A 19,166-nucleotide genomic window follows, 5' to 3' on the forward strand; every position below is an offset into this window, starting at 1 on the left:
AGACGATGGAGGGGAAGGTGCTGGCCCGGATCGCGGCCATCGTGTTCGTGGCGATCGCGATCACAGCCACGGTGATCGAGATGACACGCGAGGAAGCTCCCGTGCCGGCCAGCTCCGCGCCCGCGCTCCAGCCGTCTGCCGATCCTCTCCGCGCGACGCTGCGCCGGTGCCAGCAGCTTGGCGAGGCCGCTTCCAGCGATGCCGATTGCCTCGCCGCCTGGGCCGAGAGCCGTGACCGGTTCCTCGGCCGGATGCCTGCACCCGAAGCGCCGCAGCGTCCGGGAGACCAGTGAGCCATGGGTGGAACCGGCGTCATCGACAGCTTTCTGGGCATCTTCACCAGTTATATCGACAGCGGGTTTGGGCTGCTCGGGGGTGAGGTGGCCTTCATCGCCACCACGCTGATCGTGATCGACGTGACGCTGGCGGCCTTGTTCTGGGCCTGGGGCGCCGATGACGACATCATTGCCCGACTGGTGAAGAAGACGCTCTTCGTCGGTGTCTTCGCTTATATCATCTCCAACTGGAACAACCTCGCCCGGATCGTCTTCGAGAGCTTCGCGGGCCTTGGTCTGATGGCCTCGGGCACTGGGTTTTCCGCTGCAGATCTTCTGCGCCCGGGCCGCGTCGCCCAGACCGGGCTTGAGGCCGGACGGCCGCTTCTCGAAAGCATCTCCGATCTGATGGGTTGGGTCGCGGTCTTCGAGAACCTCGTCCAGATCCTCTGCCTGTTCTTCGCCTGGGCGCTGGTGATCCTCGCCTTCTTCATCCTCGCGGTTCAGCTCTTTGTCACCCTGATCGAGTTCAAGCTCACGACCCTCGCGGGCTTCGTGCTGATCCCCTTCGGCCTCTTCGGCAAGACCGCCTTCATGGCCGAGCGCGTGCTGGGCAACGTCATCTCTTCCGGCATCAAGGTTCTCGTCCTCGCCGTGATCATCGGCATTGGCTCGACGCTCTTCGGTCAGTTCACCGCCGGCTTCGGCGGCGTGACGCCGACCATCGATGACGCAATGGCGATTGTTCTGGCCGCCCTGTCTCTGCTGGGCCTCGGTATCTTCGGCCCCGGCATCGCCTCGGGTCTGGTGTCCGGCGGGCCCCAACTCAGCGCGGGGGCGGCCATAGGTACAGGCCTTGCCGTTGGTGGCGCTGCGATAGGGGCCGGAGGGGCGACCATGCTCGCAGCGCGCGGGGCGGGATCTGCGCTCTCCGGTGGTGCCGCCCTGGCACGCGGCGGCGCCACCGCGGCGGGCGCTGCCTCGAGCGCCTACACGCTTGGCTCGATGGGTGGAGGAGGTCTCTCCGGGGGGATGGCTGGTGTGGCCCGCGCCGGGGCCGCTGCCGCGGCATCACCGCTCAAGAAGGCGTCCTCTCGCGCGGCTGGCGGGATTCAGTCCAGCTACGCCGAGGGCGTCAAGGGCGGTGTTGCGGTGACGGGCGGAACCACCTCGATGGGCACGGTCGGCGGCGCGGCACCCGAGCCCGCGACTGCTGGCCCATCCGCCTCCGATGGCCCGCCTGCCTGGGCGAAGCGCATGCGCCATAACCAGGCCGTGAGCCATGGCGTCCGCGCTGCCGCTCATGCCGTCCGATCGGGCGACAGCCACGGCTCGGGCTCCTCCGTCAATCTCTCCGAAAGGGATCGCTCATGAACCTCTTCAAGCGCTCCGCCACGCATTATGGCAAGACACCTCAACCAGAGACGCCTTACCAGAGGGCTGCGCAGGTCTGGGATGAGCGTATCGGCTCCGCCCGCGTCCAGGCCCGCAACTGGCGCTACATGGCCTTTGGCAGCCTGATCCTGGCGGCGGGTTTTGCTGGCGCCCTGGTCTGGCAATCCGCGCGTGGCACCGTCGTGCCCTGGGTCGTTCAGGTCGACGCGCTCGGCGAGGCCCAGGCGGTCGCGCCAGCCTCCGCCGACTACGAGCCGACCGATCCGCAGATCGCCTTCCATTTGGGTCGTTTCATCGAGCAGGTTCGCTCCATCCCCGCCGACCCGATCATCGTGCGGCAGAACTGGCTACGCGCCTATGAGTTCACCACGGATCGCGGCGCGGCCGCGCTTAACGATTTCGCTCGTGCGACCGACCCGTTCACACGCGTCGGTCGTCAACAGATCGCCGTCGAGGTGTCCTCGGTCATTCGGGCCTCGCCGGGATCGTTCCGCGTCGCCTGGACCGAACGGCACTACGAGAACGGCCAGCTTTCCGCGACCGAGCGCTGGACCGCGATCCTGACCGTCGTGATCCAGACCCCGCGCAGCGCCGAGCGCCTGCGCGCCAACCCCCTTGGAATCTATGTCAATGCGATCTCCTGGTCGCGGGAGATGAGCCAATGACTGAACAGCATCTTTATGCAACCAGGTCTCCGGGCGTCAGGACGCCGATGTTGGTGGCCCTGCTGCTATCCGCGTCCGTGCTGGCGGGGTGCGCGAGTAACCCGGTGCCGGAATTCAGCTACGACGAGTCCGTGCCGCCGCTGCCCACTCCGCCCGCCTCGGCTGCCGAGGAACGTCCTCGGCCCTTGCACACGCCGCCGGTCTGGACAGTGGCGCATGGCGGAGCGGTGGCAGGCACACCGACTGGCCGTATCGAAAACGCCAATGCCGCCGCCCGGGTCGAACCGCGCCGCGAGGGCTATTACAATGCGATCCAGATCTATCCCTGGTCGGAAGGTGCTCTCTATCAGGTCTATGCCGCTCCTGGTCAGATCACCAATATCGCACTCGAGCCGGGCGAACGTCTGACCGGCGCGGGTCCGATCGCCGCGGGGGATACCACGCGCTGGATCATCGGCGACACGGAGAGCGGGTCCGGATCCACCGCCCGCGTCCACATCCTCGTCAAACCGACGCGGGACGACATCTCGACCAATCTGGTGATCAGCACTGACAGGCGGGTGTACACGATCGAACTGCGCGCGCGCGAGGCGCTCTACATGCCCTCTGTCGCCTGGGCCTATCCGGCACCGCCCCGTGGTGGGCGACAGGCTGTGGCAACCGCGCCGACCATCCCGGCACCATCGGCCCGCAATCATCGTTACGGCTTGCAGATCCAGGGGGAGAGCCCGCCTTGGCGCCCGGTTTCCGTCTTCGACGATGGCCGTCGCGTCTATGTCGTCTTCCCAGCTGGCATCGCCCAGGGCGAGATGCCGCCGCTCTTCGTGCTCGGCGCCGACGGAGAACCGCAGATCGTCAACAGCCGTATTCGCCGGAACGTGCTGATCGTGGATCGCCTCTTCGGCGCTGCCGAGCTTCGGCTGGGGGCAGGAGACCGCCAGCAGGTAGTCCGGATCGTGCGTATGGAGGAGCGCGAGGCCGATGCGCGGACGGAGGGGGATGCGCGAAGGGGAGGGGCGTCATGAGCGACACCGATCCTGCAGCTCCGATGCGTCTGCGTCCCGATCCGCCCCGTGTGACCCGGCTGTCGCGCAAGGTTCTGGCCGGTGTCGGAGCGGTCGCGCTGTTCGGCATTGGGGGCGCGCTGATCTATGCGCTTCAGACCCGTGAGGCTGGGCCGGGAGGTGGAGAACTCTATTCCATCGACAACCGACCGGCCGCGGACGGCCTGGAAGGGTTGCCGTCCGACTATACCGGACCAGTTCTGGGACCTGCACTGCCCGGTGACCTCGGGCGGCCGATCCTCGATGCGCAGGAGCGGGGAGTGCCCGTAGCCCCTCCGCCGATTGTGGGCCCTACCGTCGATCCGGACGCGGAGCGCCGCGGGGCAGAGGAGGAAACCGCGCGTCTGAGCGGTGTCTTCTTCCAGACGGCATCTGGCAGGGCAACGACCGCCGAGGGCGGCGTGAACCTTCCGGGACTGGGTGGCTCCGAGCAACCCGAGGGGAGCCGACATACGGCTTTCCTCAACGGTCCGGTGGACCGGCAGACCGTCTCATCCGATCGCATTCAGCCGCCAGCCTCGCCGTACATCCTTCAGGCGGGAGCGGTGATCCCCGCCGCGCTTGTTACCGGCATTCGCTCTGATCTCCCCGGGCAGATCACCGCGCAGGTCACGGAGAATGTCTATGACAGCCCGACCGGATCGCTGCTGTTGATCCCACAAGGAACCCGCATCATCGGCCAATACGATGACGGCGTGACATTCGGCCAACGCCGCGTGCTGCTGGTCTGGAACCGCCTGATCCTGCCCGGCGGCCGATCCATCGTTCTCGAACGTCTGCCGGGTGCGGATGCGAGCGGCTATGCCGGCCTCGAGGATGGCGTCGACTACCACTGGTGGGATCTTATACGTGCAGCGGGTCTGTCCACCCTGCTCGCGATCGGCGCGAACCTCGCCACCGATGACGAAGACCGCCTGGTCCAGGCGATCCGCGATGGCGCTGTGGACACGATCAACCAAGCCGGCCAGCAGATCGTCCAGCGTCAGTTGCAGGTCGCGCCTACCCTGACCATCCGCCCGGGATTCCCGGTCAGGATCATCGTCACCCGCGATCTTGTATTCGAACCCGCAGGAGGTTGATCATGTCGAAACTGAAGCTTGGGCCGTTGCCCGATGACAAGCCGGTGAAGGTGACGGTAGAATTGCCCGCGTCCGTTCATCGCGATCTTGTCGCCTATGCCAAGGTGCTGGGGCGGGAGACGGGGCAGCCTGTAAGTGATCCTGTCCGGCTGATCGTGCCGATGCTCCAGAGGTTTATTGCTACAGATCGCGGGTTTGCGAAGGCGAGGCGTGCGGCTCAAATCCACAGAGATGCTCACTGATAGCCGCGCTTCTTTCCGACCCTGCTTTTGTCCTTGCCATGCTTAGAAGACGCCTGAACGCGGGGTTGTCGTTATTCGGCGACCAGATTGCAGAAAATGGAAGGCGCTCGCCCTTGATCGGTCGAAAGACCACTCCCGGATGGTTCGTCACCGTCATCGCCTCGCTGACCACGGTCAAACCTCGCCCAATGGCAACCAATGACAGCAGGTTATCTCGACTTACGGATTGCACATGTATGTCAGGGTGCCAACTGAGGTCTGCCAGCTTCCTCACCAGATAATCATAGATCTCTTGGCCCGGCGCTGTTTCGCTGACCATGAAAGCCTCGCCGCTAAGCTCGCGCCAGTCGACTGCTGTCCGGATGGCTAACTCATGGCGTTCAGGCAGGACAACGAAAACACCTTCTGACCACATCAATGCGCTGTCACATTCTCGCCAAGTCCGGGTTCCAGTTAGGAAAGCGACGTCGAGTTTGAGCCGACGGATGGCAGCGACGTGTTCTTCCGGGTTTCCATCGATCAATTCGATCTCCACATGATTGTGCTGATCCCCGAAGGAGCGCAGCAATTCGGCCAGAAAGCCCGAGGCAATCGATGAATAAATGCCGACTCTTATACGGCCGTTTTCCGATCTGCCAAGTGCCGCCATCGCGTGCAAGCTCTCATCAAGCCCGCGAATTATCTGACGTGCGCGAGGTAGAAATTGTTGCCCGGCGCGGTTTAGGGTCACACCGCTTCGATGACGGTGGAACAAGGATGTTCCGAGGCGATCCTCGAGATCGCAGATGCATCGACTGATTGATGACTGCTGGACACCCATCGTGCTTCCAGCCTTTCGGAAACTGCCATGATCGGCTGCATTAACGAAGCACCGCAGGTGCCGAAACTCAATGTCACGTGCTCTCCTTTTCATCGTGTGTCATCCGCTCGATGCCCCCATAGGTGAGTCTCGCACTCAATCGTGCAGGGTTCTGGTGCTGTGCTTGTGACGAGATCGTTCGTCCATTTTAGCTATGTGAACTACTCGGAAGTACTTTTGCGGAAGACCAGTCCCGGGCAACTGCCTGAAGTTCCAACCCGACCTGCATCGCTCTCTCCCGATTGGATTTAACCGTCCAAGACAGGAGAAGTGTAGATCGTCGTGCCGACAGCACGGTGCTGTCGGCACGACATCCGGTATCAGGCGTTCTTCACCTCGATGCGCTTGACCTTGGCCTGCGCCTCCGGGGTCTGCGGCAGCTTGATCGTCAGCACGCCGTTCCTGAAGCTGGCATCGGCCTTTTCACCGTCGACACCCGGCGGTAGCGGGATCGTGCGATAGATCGCGCCATAGCTGCGTTCGGAGAGATAATAGCCTTTCTTCTCTTCCTGCCGCTCGATCTTCTTCTCGCCCTTGATGGTCAGCATGTCGTCGGTCACGGTGACCTCGACATCCTTCATTTCCATTCCGGGCAGTTCGATCGAAACCTCCACGTGATCTTCGGTCTCGACCACGTCGGATTTCGCCTCGCCACCACCCCAGGGCCAGTCGAAATCGCTCACCCGGTTCCAGAAACCTTCGAAGACGCGGTTCATGTCACGCTGGAGCGTGGCGATGGGGTTCTGGTCGTCACTTTTCGGGTCGGGCGCATGATCCTTCCGCGCCCAGGGGATCAGGTCCTTGATCTGCATGTGAGTTCTCCTTTCTTCTTTTGGGTGCGACATGTCGGGTTTACGACGCCGTTACCGTGATCTTTTGGGGTTGGGCTTCCGCTGCGCGCGGCAACGTCAGGGTCAGCACGCCATTCGAGACCTGCGCGCCGATCTTGTCGGGGTCGAAATCGTCGGACATGGTGAAGGCCCGTTCGAAATCGCCCTCGCCGTATTCGGCATAGGCCAGTTGCAGCTTTTCGGGCTGGGTGGCGTTCACCTTGCCGCGGATCGTCAGCACGCGCTTTTCGAGCGTGATGTCCACGTCTTCGGCGGCGACGCCCGGCATTTCGAGCGTCAGCGTCACCCCGTCGGCGGTTTCGACGATGTCGGCCAGCGGTCGGTAGATGCGCCGCCCGGTGGTGGTTTCCGGCGTCTCCGCCGGGGTTTTGTCGGTGGTATGCGTCACGTCGTTGGTCATGGATCAGCCCTCCTCTTACGCAGCCTTGATCTCGATTTTCCGCGGCTTGTCCTCTTCGGGGCGGCCGATCACGATGCGCAGCACGCCGTTGGTCATCCGCGCCTCGACCTTGTCCTCCGCGGCCACGAAGGGCAGCCGAACCGAACGGGCGAACCGGCCGAAGCCGCGTTCGTTGCGGTGCCAGCGGGCGCCTTCCGGAACTTCGGGCGCCTTCCGCTCGCCGGAGATCGTCAGGACATTCTCCTTCACGGAAATGTCGATGTCGGCCGGGTCAACGCCAGGGAGTTCTGCAGTGATCGCGACCGCCTCGTCGCCCTGCCAGACGTTCACGGCGGGGAAGACAGGCTGGGTCACGTGGCCAGGAGAGGCCCTGTCAAAATCGCGCAGCATCGAGCGCATCAGCGCAAACGGATCGTTGCGACGTGTGTAGGTGGGATAGAGCATGTTTCGCCTCCGTCGTTTCAGTTGACGGCGTGGATTTGTCACCACGCCACTGAACGCCCGCGGAGAACGGACATGCTTCAAGGTTCGCCATTTCGGCGGCGGTCTGGTGCGTTCGCGTCTGCCATGCGTTCCCCTCGGGCGAACGTCAGGCGGTCCGCTGAATCAGCCGAACCTGTCGCGTATCCGTGAAACCCCAACTGGGCGTTCCGCTGCGGATAAAGTGTTGCTTATTTGCAACTTCAAGGACTCAGCGCAAAAAATGTTCTCATCGATAGACGCCCCAAGGCCCGTAACGCGGCGTGGAAACGCGCACAGCCCGCGGTGCGTTCAGGGGAACGGACGGTGGGACCGGTCGGCGGGGTCCGGAAAGTGCGCGCAGCCGCCGGATTCGATCGGCGGTGGGCGGGTGCGTGCGCAGGAGCGAGGGTTCGGGGATGCGGCGACCGGGCAGGAACATCTCTTCCCAGACCCGCCCGACGCGGCGTTCTAGCTTGAGGAGGGCCGAAGCGAGGCCATCGGGATCGCCGGTCAGCTCGGCGCCGCCTCTGTCGGCATCGTATTCCCGGGCCCGCGACAGCGCGAGCTGAAGAAGGGCCATGATCGTGGGTGAAAAGATCAGGACAAGCGGTACCTGCCAGGGCACATAAGCCGCGCCGGCCAGGATGAGCGGCAGGTTCAGCAGCAGGATGAGTTGCCCAACCCAGGACGCGAGCGACACTGCGCGCGACATCGCGTCGGCCAGACCCATGATCCAGAGATCGCGGTTGGCGATGTGAGCGACCTCATGCGCCAGGACCCCGGCCAGTTCGCGCTGGTTCATCAATCGCAGAAGACCATCACTGACGCAGACGGCGCTTTCATCCGGAGAGCCCATAGCGAAGGCGTTCGGCATCTGGCTCGGTACATAGTAGAGTTCCGGTACACGCGGCAGCCCGGCGCGGCGTGCGAGTTCGGCCAGTATCGCCATGCCCTCTGGAAATTCCCGCCCGCTGAGCCTGCGTGCGCCATAGGCGTTCAGCAACAGGCGTTTCGGGATGCCGGGTGACAGCAGCAATCCCAGCAAGGATCCGATGACGATCGCAATCGCCAAGCCCTGTCCCGCAATCGCCGAAACGATGAACCAGGCGATAACCGCCATACCCGCCAAAAGCAGGATGGATTGGAGCAGGTTCAGGAATTGGTGGCGCGGCGTCGCAGTCATGATCGCAATAAATTTCACTCGCGGCTAACGGGAAGTGGCACGCCACGGGATGTAAGAATTTTGGGCATCGTTGCCAGCTTCGATCCTCATGTCGGATCCCTCTTGAACTCGGCTCAAGCAATACCAATCTGGCCGGGCGTGATAAATCAGCAACATCTCTACGGGTTGACGCCGAGGAGAGAAGGGGATGGAAAAGAGAACCGAATTTAACATCTGGTACTGGATCGTCGCATTTTTTGCGGTGATCTTTATTCAGGATCTGATCGCCAGCTACCGCAGCATCGCGCCGATCAGCTACAGCCAATTCGAACAGTATCTCGCCGACGGCGACATCGCTTCGGTTTCGGTCGGGTCCGATACGATCACCGGCACCTTCGAGACTCCCATCGACGGCCGCTCTGGCTTCGTCACCACGATCGTCGATCCCGCAATTCTTGAACGGCTGGACGACGCGGATGTCGAGATCACCGGCGTTCCGCAAAACACCTGGATCGGGGCGCTTCTCTCCTGGGTGGTGCCTGCAGTGGTCTTCTTCGGTCTCTGGATGTTCGTCTTTCGCAAGTTCGCCGAGCGTCAGGGTTTTGGGGGTTTCCTGCAGGTCGGCAAGAGCAAGGCCAAGGTCTACATGGAGAAGGAAACCGGCGTCAGCTTTGCCGATGTGGCCGGGGTCGACGAGGCCAAGGCCGAGCTGGAGGAAGTGGTCGATTTCCTGAAGACGCCTGAGGATTACGGCAAGCTCGGCGCCCGGATCCCGAAAGGCATCCTGCTGGTCGGCCCGCCGGGTACCGGCAAGACGCTTCTGGCGCGGGCCGTGGCGGGCGAGGCGGGCGTGACCTTCTTCTCGATCTCGGGCTCGGAATTCGTAGAGATGTTCGTGGGCGTCGGCGCCGCAAGGGTGCGCGACCTGTTCGAGCAGGCCCGCAAGAACGCACCGGCGATCATCTTCATCGACGAGCTCGACGCGCTCGGCCGCGCCCGCTCCTCCGGTCAGATGGCCGGCGGGCATGACGAGCGTGAACAGACGCTGAACCAGCTTCTCACTGAGCTAGACGGGTTCGACCCGTCGTCGGGGATCGTGCTGCTGGCGGCCACCAACCGGCCGGAAATCCTCGACCCGGCGCTGCTCAGGGCCGGGCGCTTCGACCGGCAGGTGCTGGTGGACAAGCCCGACAAGAAGGGCCGCATCCAGATCCTCGGGGTACACATGAAGAAGGTGACGCTCGCACCGGACGTGGATGCCGAGAAGGTCGCCGCGCTGACCCCGGGCTTTTCCGGAGCGGACCTGGCAAATCTGGTCAATGAGGCGGCGCTATTGGCAACCCGCCGAAAGGCCGATGCGGTGACCATGGAAGACTTCAACAACGCGGTAGAGCGTATCGTCGCCGGGCTGGAAAAGCGCAATCGTGTTCTGAACGCGCGCGAGCGGGAAATCGTGGCGCATCACGAAATGGGGCACGCGCTGGTTGCGATGGCGCTGCCGGGGGTCGATCCGGTGCACAAAGTCTCGATCATCCCGCGCGGGATCGGTGCGCTCGGCTATACGATCCAGCGCCCGACCGAAGACCGCTTCCTGATGACCCGCGAGGAACTGGAGAACAAGATCGCCGTTCTTCTGGGCGGGCGTGCGGCCGAGAAGGTCATATACGATCACCTTTCAACCGGTGCCGCCGACGACCTGGTGAAGGCAACCGACATCGCCAGGGCCATGGTCGCGCGCTACGGCATGGACCCCGATCTGGGCCATGTCAGCTATGACACCGAGCGACCCGGCTTCCTTGGCACGGGGGATCAATCCGCCTGGCTCAACCGCCGCCACAGCGAGGCAACGGCCGAGCGGATGGATACCGCTGTCAAGGTGATCATCGACGACATCTTCGCGCGTACGGTCGCGCTTCTCGACGCGAACCGGGCGCTGCTGGAGGAAACGTCCCGCGATCTGCTCGACCGCGAGACGCTGGACGAGCCCGACCTTCGGGCCATCGCAGAAAAGGTCCGCGCTCAGGAGGTCGAGGCGGCCTGAACACAGAGACCCAGTCCGGACCTTCCGGCTGGGAGCATGACGGAGGTGAAAAATGGCAAACGGCATCTGTGATATCTGCAAATCCCGACCTGCCAGCTTTCGTGCGCAGGTCTCTGTCAACGGTGAACGCAAGGTGATGGAGCTTTGCGACGAGGACTACCGCAGGATCGCCCGACGGCAAGGGCGTAGCGTATCGCCACTGGAATCGCTTTTCGGAGGGCGCTCGCTCTTCGATGAATTCTTTGGCGATGCCGGTGGCCTTTTCGATCGGCTTGGCGAAGATCAGGGGCAACCCGTCCCGATCCGACAGGCGGGGCGCACCGCACGGCGCGGCGGCATCAATATCGCTGACCGCCTGAGCGAACAGGCCAACCGGCTTTTGCAGGAGGCGGGCCAGAAGGCGCATGAATTCGGCCGGACCGAGGTTGATACGGAACACCTTCTGCTGGCGCTTACCGGCTCGGATGTTGTCCGCACGGTGCTGGGGCAGGTCAAGATCGACGCCGACGATCTGCGCCGCCAGATCGAGAGCGAAGCGAAGAAGGGCGACGCAACGGGGGAGGACCGTGAGATCGGCGTCAGCCCGCGGGTGAAGGATGCGCTGAACCGCGCCTTCATCGCCTCGAACGAACTGGGCCATTCTTACGTCGGCCCCGAACACCTTCTGATCGGTCTCGCCGAAGAGGGCGAGGGCGTGGCGTCGAGCATCTTGAACCGGCTCGGCCTGACGCCGCAGGCGCTACGCCAGCAGGTGACGAAGGTCGTCGGTCAGGGGGCCGAGGAAGGCCGCGTCGAAACCCCGTCGAGCACGCCTGATCTGGATGAATACAGCCGCGATTTGACCAAGCTGGCGCGCGAGGGCAGGCTCGACCCGGTGATCGGCCGGGCGCGTGAAATCGAGACGACGATCGAGGTTCTGGCGCGGCGCAAGAAGAACAACCCGGTGCTGATCGGCGAACCGGGCGTCGGCAAGACCGCGATCATCGAGGGGCTGGCGCAGCGCATCGTCGCGGGCGAGGTGCCCGAGGCGCTGCGCGACAAACGGCTGGTCGAACTCAACATCAACTCGATGGTGGCCGGATCGAAATATCGCGGTGAGTTCGAGGAGCGGGTCCAGAAGATCCTCAAGGAGATCGAGGCCAACAAGGCCGACATGATCCTGTTCATCGACGAGATCCACACCATCGTCGGAGCCGGACAGGGCGGCGGCGAAGGCGGGCTCGACATCGCCAATACGTTCAAGCCGGCGCTGGCCCGCGGCGAGCTGAACCTGATCGGCGCGACCACCCTGAACGAGTACCAGAAATACATTGAGAAGGACGCCGCGCTGGAGCGCCGCTTCCAGCCGGTCTATGTCGATGAGCCGACGGTGGCGCAGACGATCATGATCCTGCGCGGCCTGCGCGACACGCTGGAAAGCCACCACAAGGTGACGATCACCGACGAGGCCATCGTCGCGGCGGCCGAGCTTTCCGACCGCTACGTCACCGGCCGCTTCATGCCCGATAAGGCCATCGACCTGATCGACCAGGCTGCCGCGCGCGTGAAGATCAGCGCTACCGCGCGTCCCGTCGATGTCCAGGAGCTCGAGGCTGAGGTCGCTCAGATCCGGCGCGAGCAGGACTACGCTGCGGGGAGGAAGCAGTTCGACCGTGCTGCTGAACTCAAGAAAGAGCTTGAAGCCAAACAGGTCGAGCTTGACGAGTTGATGGAAACCTGGAAGCGCGACCGGGCCTCTGCGACGGCTGAAGTGCGCGCCGACCACGTGGCGCAGATCGTCTCGAAACTGACCGGCGTGCCGGTGAGCGAGCTGACGACAGAAGAGCGCGAAAAGCTGCTGAAACTCGAGGACAAGTTGCATGAGCGGGTAATCGGCCAGGAAGAGGCCATCCATGCCGTTGCCGATGCCGTGCGACTGGCGCGCGCCGGGCTGCGCGAGGGCTCCGGCCCGACCGCGACCTTCCTGTTCCTCGGCCCGACCGGCGTCGGCAAGACCGAGCTGGCCAAGACTCTGGCGGAGACGATCTTCGGTGATCAGGATGCGATGATCCGCATCGACATGTCCGAATATGGCGAACGTCACGCGGTCGCGCGGCTGGTTGGCGCCCCGCCGGGCTATGTCGGTTACGACGAAGGCGGCCAGCTGACGGAACGGGTCCGGCGCCGGCCCTATTCTGTCGTGCTGCTCGACGAGATCGAGAAGGCGCATGCGGATGTCTATAACATCCTGCTGCAGGTCTTCGACGATGGCCGCCTGACCGACGGCAAGGGCCGCGTGGTGGATTTCACCAACACCATCATTATCGCCACGTCGAACCTCGGCTCCGATATCATCCAGCGCAACCTTCGCAAGCGCGGAACCAAGGAGTTCGACGAGGCAGGGCAGAAGGCCGAACTGATGGACGTGTTGCGTGCCCATTTCCGGCCCGAGTTCATCAACCGGATCGACGAAATCATCGTCTTCCATTCTCTGAACCAGTCGGAAATCCGGCAGATCGTCGAGCTGCAGCTGGCCCGTGTCGCCCGCACGGCGCTGACCCAGGGGGTCGAGCTCGACTATGACGGAAGCGTTGCGGAGCATTTCGGAGCAGTGGGTTTCCGGCCAGAGTTCGGCGCCCGCGAGTTGCGACGGCTAATCCGTTCGGAACTGGAGACTGAGCTCGCCCGCGAGATGCTTTCCGGTCGGATCGAGGACGGCGACAAGGTGCGCGTCGCCTGGACCGCGGATGATCAGAAGATCACGTTCCAAAAGCTGGAGAGCGCAGGAGAAACCGAGACCCCCGAAGTGCCGGGCAAAGCCGATAGCGAAGAGGCTGAGCCCGCCTCTGAATGATGGCCCGCGCACCGGCGGTGACGCCGCCGGTGCCGCAATCCGAAGAGAGGTAAATCATGCTGAAAGGACACAACCGCCCACCGTTTCGACCGAAGATCCCCGGAACTGACCTGACATCTCCAGACGTGCCGACAGCGTTGATCTACAGGCCAGCTCGCTCGTCTCACACCTCCGCTCCAATCAGGCGGCAGCATTGGATACTCGAGTTTGAGACGGCCCGGGCGCCGGTCATCGAGCCTCTTATGGGCTGGACCGCAACCGAAGATCCCTATCGTCCGATCCGCCTGACATTCCCTGATCTCGACAGCGCCATCGCCTTCGCGGAACGAAACGACTGGCAGTATATCGTGCGCCACGAGCCGGACAAACGTCGATCCGTGCCACCGCGCCGCTTCTGGTGGGAGACAGCGCCAACCAGCAAGGGAGCCGATGCTCCTGGCGCCCACCGCATCGAGACCGGCCACCGACCGAGTTCCCGGCACCGGCTTCACCGAGGCATCGACGCGGCCAGCGTTCGTGATCTATCAGCGGAACTCGCGACGGCTGCAGACCCGGTCTGTGAAGCGAGTGCTGAATCCTTCCCCGCATCCGACCCACCGGCGTGGATCGGGGCAACTGTCTATGGAAGCGGGCGACGTTGATGCACGCCGACCAGGGGCTGTTGGAGGCCGCCGCGTTGCTCGCCATGATGGCTTTTTGCCATGTCGCGATCTGCGCATGGCTTGGCATCCCCGCCCTGGTCGGTTTCCTGCTGTCCGGCATTGTGATCGGGCCGTCCGGTCTGGGGCTCATCGCCGAGGGTGCCACACTGACGCTTATCGGTGAGGTCGGGGTGATCCTGCTTCTCTTTGCGCTTGGTCTGGAATTCTCCCTCGACAAGCTCGTGTCGCTCCGGCGGCTGATCTTCGGACTCGGTCTGACACAGGTGCTCGTAACCGGAGGGTCGGTCACCGCAGGGCTGCTCGTTTTTACCGAGATCGCGCCGGCGGCGGCGGTTCTGATCGCTGGCGCGGTCGCGATGTCGTTGACCGCGCTTTGCCTTAAGGTCCTGGCGGGCGGCGATGCGCTCGGGACGCCCCAGGGACGGGTCGCGATCGCTGTTCTGCTGTTTCAGGATCTGGCGGCCGTCGGCTTTCTGGCCTTTCACGATGTCATCGCCGCGGCAGGAGTCGTGGAAAGCGGGCACGACGTCCTGAAGATGGTCGGGGGCATGGGCGTGCTCGTCGGGGCGCTCTTCATCGCCCGGTCAATGCTTCAGCGGCTTGCCGGATGGGTCGCAACCCAGGGCGAGGCTGAACTCGCACAGCTTCTGGCCCTGACCGTTGCCTTGCTCGCGGCCATTATTGCGCAGGTTGCGGGTCTTTCGCCGGCGCTCGGTGCCTTCGCTGCCGGCATGATGATCGCTGAGGGCGACGCCCGCCAATTCGTTGAACGGGAAATCAGGCCGTTCCGGGATCTGTTCGTCGGGGTGTTCTTCATCGGTATCGGAGCTCAACTCCATATAGGTGCGCTTTGGTCGACGTGGCCAATGGTGTTGGCATGGCTTTTTGTGCTCATGGTGATGAAACTCGCGCTTGTTGTTGCCCTGACCCGCATGTTCGGAGAACAGCTCGAGACTGCGCTTCGCGCGGGCGCCATCCTGGCCCATGGCGGCGAATTCAGCTTGATGCTCATCTCTGTCACGACTGCCTCCGGCCTGTTGCAAGCCAAGATCGCCGACCCTCTGTTCCTTGCGTTGGGGCTGAGCATGCTGATTGGAGCGGTTGTGGTTCGTCGCGCAGCGTGAATGCGGCCAACGCACACTCAGCACCTGCCTGCTTCGCGCCATATTTTTTGCGCGCGGGAGGGGGTTGAAACTCCAAAGTCGATTTCTAACTGAACTTTTCGCAGGGGTTCCCTGCTATCTGACATCGCTGTTTTGCGCAGGAGGTTTTGCCGGGCAAGGCCATCTCGCGTTCCGGAACCATGGTCCGGCGGATGGCAGTGATCTTGTATCACGACTGTCCGAATTCGAGATGCCACATCCGGCGGTCATGCCCAGGCGGGGTGATCGTAGACGACCTTCTCGCATCCATTGTTGAGGCTTCGCTCATAAGAGGAGGTTTTGCCGATGAAGATCGCACAGATCGCACCGCTGGAAGAAAGTTGCCCGCCGCGTCTCTATGGGGGAACAGAAAGGATCGTCTCCTATCTCACCGAAGAACTGGTCAGGCAGGGCCATGAAGTCACGTTGTTCGCCAGCGGCGACAGCCGGACCAAGGCCCACCTGGTCCCGTGCAGCAAGGAAGCGCTCCGGCTCGATCCGAACGTGAAGAACTCGCTGCCTTGGCATGTCGCCATGCTGGAGGAAGTCCGCTTGCGGGCCGATGAATTCGACGTGCTGCATTTTCACATCGACTTCCTGCACTATCCCATGGCGCGCGCATTCGCCGATCGCATGGTGACGACCACGCACGGCCGGCTTGACGGGCCTGATCTTCGTCCCTTCTATGCGACCTTCCCGAACTATCCGCTCGTTTCGATCTCGGACGACCAGCGCCGTCCGCTGCCCTTCGTGAACTGGGCAGGAACAGTTTATCACGGTCTTCCCAAGACTCTGCTGCCCTTCACCGAACGCCCGAACGGCGACTATCTTGCTTTCCTCGGACGGATTTCGCCGGAGAAACGCCCGGACCGCGCCATCGAAATTGCGGCGCGGGCGGGGATGCCACTGAAAATCGCCGCCAAGATAGGCGATGCGGATCGCAAGTATTGGGAAGAGATCATCGCGCCTATGGTCGACGCCCACGACAATGTCGAGTTCATCGGAGAGATCAACGAGAAGCAAAAGGCCGAATTTCTCGGGAACGCGCGGGCGCTGCTCTTCCCGGTCGACTGGCCCGAACCTTTCGGCTTGGTGATGATCGAGGCCATGGCCTGCGGCACGCCTGTAATCGCATGGGCGAATGGCTCAGTGCCCGAGATCGTGGAGCCAGGGCTGACCGGCTATGTCGTGCACTCGCTGGAGGACGCTGTCGCGGCCGTCAGCAAGCTGGACCGTATCAGCAGAGGAATCGTGCGCGAGACGTTCGAAGAACGCTTCACCGCAGATCGCATGGCGCGCGACTATGTCGAAATCTATCGCGGGCTGCCGGGCGTCGAGGCTGTTACGATGCCGCTCCCGCATATGCTCGGCGGCCATGGGGCCCATGTCCTGCATGCAGCGGAATGAGTGCGAAGGAGAGTAAGATGACCGAGGCGCTGCAACAGACGGCCTTGCGTGCGTCGCAACTGGTCGCGCCGCCGGCGCAATTCGTCATCCCGGCGGCAGCCTCCTTGCAGGAGCGGCGGCCACGAACCCTGAAGCACGGCGATACCTTCGCCGTGTTCGATCACAATGGCGATGTGCTCTCGGGGCCAGGCAGCCCCGAGGGCCTGTTCCATCGCGACACCAGGTATCTCTCGCATTACTATCTGACCATCGGGGGAGAGCGGCCCATGCTGCTCTCGTCCACATTGCGCGACGATAACGCCACGCTGACCTGCGATCTGACGAATCCCGATCTTTATGACGAAACCGGTCGCTGTCTGATTGCGCATGATCGCATCCACATGCGCCGGACGCGGTTTCTCTGGCAGGGCACGTGTTATGAGCGGCTGGCGGTACGCAATTTCGACGAGGCCCCACATGAGATTACCTTGGAAATCGCCTTTGAGGCCGATTTTGCGGATATTTTTGAGGTCCGTGGCCGGGTGCGGGCCCGCCGGGGAACGTCGCTCTTGCCGGAGGTGGATGGCTCGCACGTGCTCTTGTCGTACCGGGGGCTCGACCACAATCCACGTAGCACCGCTCTGCGTTTTGATCCTGCGCCTGCGCAGCTTGAGCCGGGGAAAGCCGTCTATCGTCTGAGCCTCGTCCCCGGCGAAACGCGTTCGCTCTTTATCGAGATCGGCTGCGACGTGAATGGGGCTGAGGATCCTCCGTCGCGCCTGTTTTTCCGCTCGTTGCGGGACGCGCGCCGCGCACTCAGACGTTCTTCTTCCCGCGCAGCCACGGTGCAAAGCTCCAACGAGATATTCAACGAGACCATGCGCCGTTCGGTCTCGGACCTCTACATGCTCATGACCGATACGGAGGAGGGGCCCTATCCCTATGCAGGCGTGCCCTGGTTCAGCACCGTGTTTGGGCGCGATGCACTGATCACCGCCTGGGAAATGCTCTGGCTCGACCCCGCGGTCGCGCGGGGCGTTCTGCTGCATCTTGCGGCCAACCAGGCGACGGAATTCGATCCGGCCACCGATGCCGAGCCGGGCAAGATCCTTCATGAGGTGCGTTATGGCGAAATGGCGGAAACCGGCGAAGTTCCGTTCCGGCGCTATTACGGCAGCGTGGATTCGACACCGCTGTTCGTGATGCTCGCCGGGGCGTATTTCGAACGCACCGGCAATCGGGTGGTGCTGGAAACACTCTGGCCGCATGTCTGTGCGGCGCTCGACTGGATCGAGACCTATGGCGATCGGGACGGCGACGGTTTCGTGGAATACGGGAGGCGCAGCGACAAGGGGCTCGCCAACCAGGGGTGGAAGGACAGTCATGATGCGGTGTTTCACGCCGATGGGACGCTGGCCAAGGGGCCGATCGCGCTATGCGAGGTACAGGGCTACGTCTATGCTGCCCGGCTGGCTGCGTCCGAGATCGCACGGGAACTCGGTCATGACGGGATCGCGGAGGAACAGGCGCAAAAGGCCTCGGAATTGAAGTCCCGTTTTGACACGGCGTTCTGGGACGATGAGCTTGGAACCTATGTGCTCGCCCTCGATGGTGACAAACGGCCCTGCCGAGTACGCAGTTCGAACGCGGGCCATCTGCTCTGGACGGGAATCGTCCCGGAGGAGCGCGCCGAAACGGTCGTTCGAGCCCTGATGGGGCCGTCGTCTTTCTGCGGATGGGGAGTGCGGACCATTGCCGCGGGTCAGGCACGGTACAATCCGATGAGCTATCACAACGGGTCGGTCTGGCCCCATGACAATGCGCTGATCGGGGCGGGGTTGGCGCGCTACGGGTTCCGTGAAGAGGCCGCACGGATTTTCGAGGGCATCTTCTCTGCGGCCACCTATATCGACCTGCGACGGTTGCCGGAGTTGTTCTGCGGCTTCCCGCGCCGCGAGACGCAAGGCCCCACCTTCTACCCGGTGGCCTGTACGCCGCAGGCCTGGGCGGCGGGAGCGCCGCTTTTGCTGCTTCAGGCCTGTCTCGGGCTGCGCTTCGACGCCGAGGCGCGGCAGGTGATCTTCGAGCAACCGATCCTTCCGGAGATTCTGGGAGAGGTCGTGCTGCGCAATCTCCGCCTTGATGGTGGATCCGTCGATGTGGCTCTGCGCCGGTCTGGCACCCACGTGGTTGCCGATGTTCTGCGTCGCGACGGACCGGTTCGGGTTATTGTGACCACCTGAAGGGACGGGCTGGCGCCATCGTCTGCGCCAGCCCGATTTCTGCTACTGCAGATCATCTTCTTCCTGATCGGCTTCGAGCAATTCTACCAGCCGGGCGACCCGGCCCGATGGGAAGGGGCTATGGGCATCGACCTGCGCCTCGTCCGCCTCGACCCAGGCCTTGGCACAGGCAAGTTCGGAGGCGTCGGCGCCGGTGCGCAGAATATCAGACAGAAGCGTGGGGTCCGTGCCGGGACCCAGGATGCTTTTCACGTCGTTTTCGGTCATGATCTCCTCCTTTCGAATGCTACAAGGAAGCAAGAGAAATATAGGAGAGCTGTTCGTAGAAAAAAGTTTCCGAGCATCCTCTTGAAACCGTAAGGTGCTGTTCCAAATTACTTTATGCAGATCGCCCAGACGGGGATC

At 63.2% G+C, this 19,166-nt stretch carries 18 protein-coding genes and 1 pseudogene; 12 read left to right on the top strand and 7 right to left on the bottom strand.

From position 1 onward, the window contains the following. Positions 1-5 precede the first annotated feature (5 nt). Genes trbK-alt through ACSSV4_RS06675 form a run of 6 tightly spaced genes read left to right on the top strand, consistent with a single transcriptional unit; the run spans position 6 to position 4,720 of the window. Complete coding sequence (gene trbK-alt, locus ACSSV4_RS06650; RefSeq protein WP_454274243.1) at positions 6-293, top strand: putative entry exclusion protein TrbK-alt; 288 nt, start codon at positions 6-8, stop codon at positions 291-293. A 3-nt stretch (positions 294-296) separates the two neighbouring features. Then, positions 297-1,649 carry a P-type conjugative transfer protein TrbL gene (gene trbL / locus ACSSV4_RS06655; protein WP_454274244.1) on the top strand — a complete coding sequence of 451 codons (1,353 nt, stop codon included), beginning with the start codon at positions 297-299 and terminating at the stop codon, positions 1,647-1,649. Then, on the top strand, positions 1,646-2,335 hold the full coding sequence (gene trbF, locus ACSSV4_RS06660; RefSeq protein WP_454274245.1) for a conjugal transfer protein TrbF: 690 nt from the start codon (positions 1,646-1,648) through the stop codon (positions 2,333-2,335). The genes trbL and trbF overlap by 4 nt, the downstream gene beginning before the upstream one ends. A gap of 47 nt (positions 2,336-2,382) precedes the next feature. Next, the gene (gene trbG, locus ACSSV4_RS06665; protein ID WP_454274246.1) at positions 2,383-3,360 is read left to right on the top strand and encodes a P-type conjugative transfer protein TrbG; all 978 of its coding nucleotides are present in this window, start codon (positions 2,383-2,385) and stop codon (positions 3,358-3,360) included. Continuing rightward, positions 3,357-4,478 (top strand): TrbI/VirB10 family protein, encoded by a 1,122-nt coding sequence (locus ACSSV4_RS06670; protein WP_454274248.1) that lies wholly within the window; start codon positions 3,357-3,359, stop codon positions 4,476-4,478. The genes trbG and ACSSV4_RS06670 overlap by 4 nt, the downstream gene beginning before the upstream one ends. Before the next feature lie 2 nt (positions 4,479-4,480). Next, positions 4,481-4,720, top strand: coding sequence for a DUF2274 domain-containing protein (locus ACSSV4_RS06675; protein ID WP_454274250.1), 240 nt, complete (start codon positions 4,481-4,483; stop codon positions 4,718-4,720). On the opposite strand, the gene ACSSV4_RS06680 is transcribed toward ACSSV4_RS06675, so the two are convergent. From ACSSV4_RS06680 to ACSSV4_RS06705, 6 genes and pseudogenes are all read right to left on the bottom strand, one after another. After that, a complete protein-coding gene (locus ACSSV4_RS06680) occupies positions 4,659-5,369 on the bottom strand; it encodes a LysR family substrate-binding domain-containing protein (RefSeq protein ID WP_454274521.1) in 711 nt (236 codons plus the stop codon). The two genes, ACSSV4_RS06675 and ACSSV4_RS06680, sit on opposite strands and share 62 nt — an antisense overlap. Before the next feature lie 117 nt (positions 5,370-5,486). Then, positions 5,487-5,633: pseudogene (locus ACSSV4_RS06685) on the bottom strand (LysR family transcriptional regulator); the annotation flags it as partial. Positions 5,634-5,899: 266 nt separating this feature from the next. After that, entirely contained in the window at positions 5,900-6,391 is a 492-nt protein-coding gene (locus ACSSV4_RS06690; RefSeq protein WP_454274252.1) for an Hsp20/alpha crystallin family protein, read from the bottom strand. A gap of 40 nt (positions 6,392-6,431) precedes the next feature. Then, positions 6,432-6,830, bottom strand: a complete 399-nt coding sequence (locus ACSSV4_RS06695) for an Hsp20/alpha crystallin family protein (RefSeq protein WP_454274253.1) — start codon at positions 6,828-6,830, stop codon at positions 6,432-6,434. A gap of 15 nt (positions 6,831-6,845) precedes the next feature. Continuing rightward, positions 6,846-7,274, bottom strand: coding sequence for an Hsp20/alpha crystallin family protein (locus ACSSV4_RS06700; RefSeq protein ID WP_454274254.1), 429 nt, complete (start codon positions 7,272-7,274; stop codon positions 6,846-6,848). 265 nt (positions 7,275-7,539) lie between these two features. Next, the gene (locus ACSSV4_RS06705; RefSeq protein WP_454274256.1) at positions 7,540-8,475 is read right to left on the bottom strand and encodes a zinc metalloprotease HtpX; all 936 of its coding nucleotides are present in this window, start codon (positions 8,473-8,475) and stop codon (positions 7,540-7,542) included. A gap of 187 nt (positions 8,476-8,662) precedes the next feature. Here ACSSV4_RS06705 and ftsH point away from each other — a divergent pair, with 187 nt between their 5' ends. The 6 genes from ftsH (at position 8,663) to ACSSV4_RS06735 (ending at position 18,761) form a co-directional block, all read left to right on the top strand. Beyond that, positions 8,663-10,495: an ATP-dependent zinc metalloprotease FtsH gene (gene ftsH / locus ACSSV4_RS06710; RefSeq protein ID WP_454274257.1), complete on the top strand. Its 1,833-nt coding sequence runs from the start codon at positions 8,663-8,665 to the stop codon at positions 10,493-10,495. Positions 10,496-10,547: 52 nt separating this feature from the next. Further along, positions 10,548-13,328 carry an AAA family ATPase gene (locus tag ACSSV4_RS06715; RefSeq protein WP_454274259.1) on the top strand — a complete coding sequence of 927 codons (2,781 nt, stop codon included), beginning with the start codon at positions 10,548-10,550 and terminating at the stop codon, positions 13,326-13,328. A 56-nt stretch (positions 13,329-13,384) separates the two neighbouring features. Then, positions 13,385-13,969: an NADH dehydrogenase ubiquinone Fe-S protein 4 gene (locus ACSSV4_RS06720; RefSeq protein WP_454274261.1), complete on the top strand. Its 585-nt coding sequence runs from the start codon at positions 13,385-13,387 to the stop codon at positions 13,967-13,969. After that, positions 13,969-15,114 carry a cation:proton antiporter gene (locus tag ACSSV4_RS06725; protein ID WP_454274262.1) on the top strand — a complete coding sequence of 382 codons (1,146 nt, stop codon included), beginning with the start codon at positions 13,969-13,971 and terminating at the stop codon, positions 15,112-15,114. The genes ACSSV4_RS06720 and ACSSV4_RS06725 overlap by 1 nt, the downstream gene beginning before the upstream one ends. Positions 15,115-15,438: 324 nt before the next feature. Continuing rightward, a complete protein-coding gene (locus tag ACSSV4_RS06730) occupies positions 15,439-16,539 on the top strand; it encodes a glycosyltransferase family 4 protein (RefSeq protein WP_454274264.1) in 1,101 nt (366 codons plus the stop codon). Between the two features lie 17 nt (positions 16,540-16,556). Beyond that, positions 16,557-18,761: an amylo-alpha-1,6-glucosidase gene (locus ACSSV4_RS06735; protein ID WP_454274266.1), complete on the top strand. Its 2,205-nt coding sequence runs from the start codon at positions 16,557-16,559 to the stop codon at positions 18,759-18,761. Between the two features lie 42 nt (positions 18,762-18,803). Here the strand turns inward: ACSSV4_RS06735 and ACSSV4_RS06740 are convergent, their stop codons facing one another. After that, positions 18,804-19,028, bottom strand: a complete 225-nt coding sequence (locus ACSSV4_RS06740; RefSeq protein WP_043869994.1) for a hypothetical protein — start codon at positions 19,026-19,028, stop codon at positions 18,804-18,806. Positions 19,029-19,166 lie beyond the last annotated feature (138 nt).

It is taken from the genome of Roseovarius sp. MBR-154 (genome assembly GCF_053628595.1).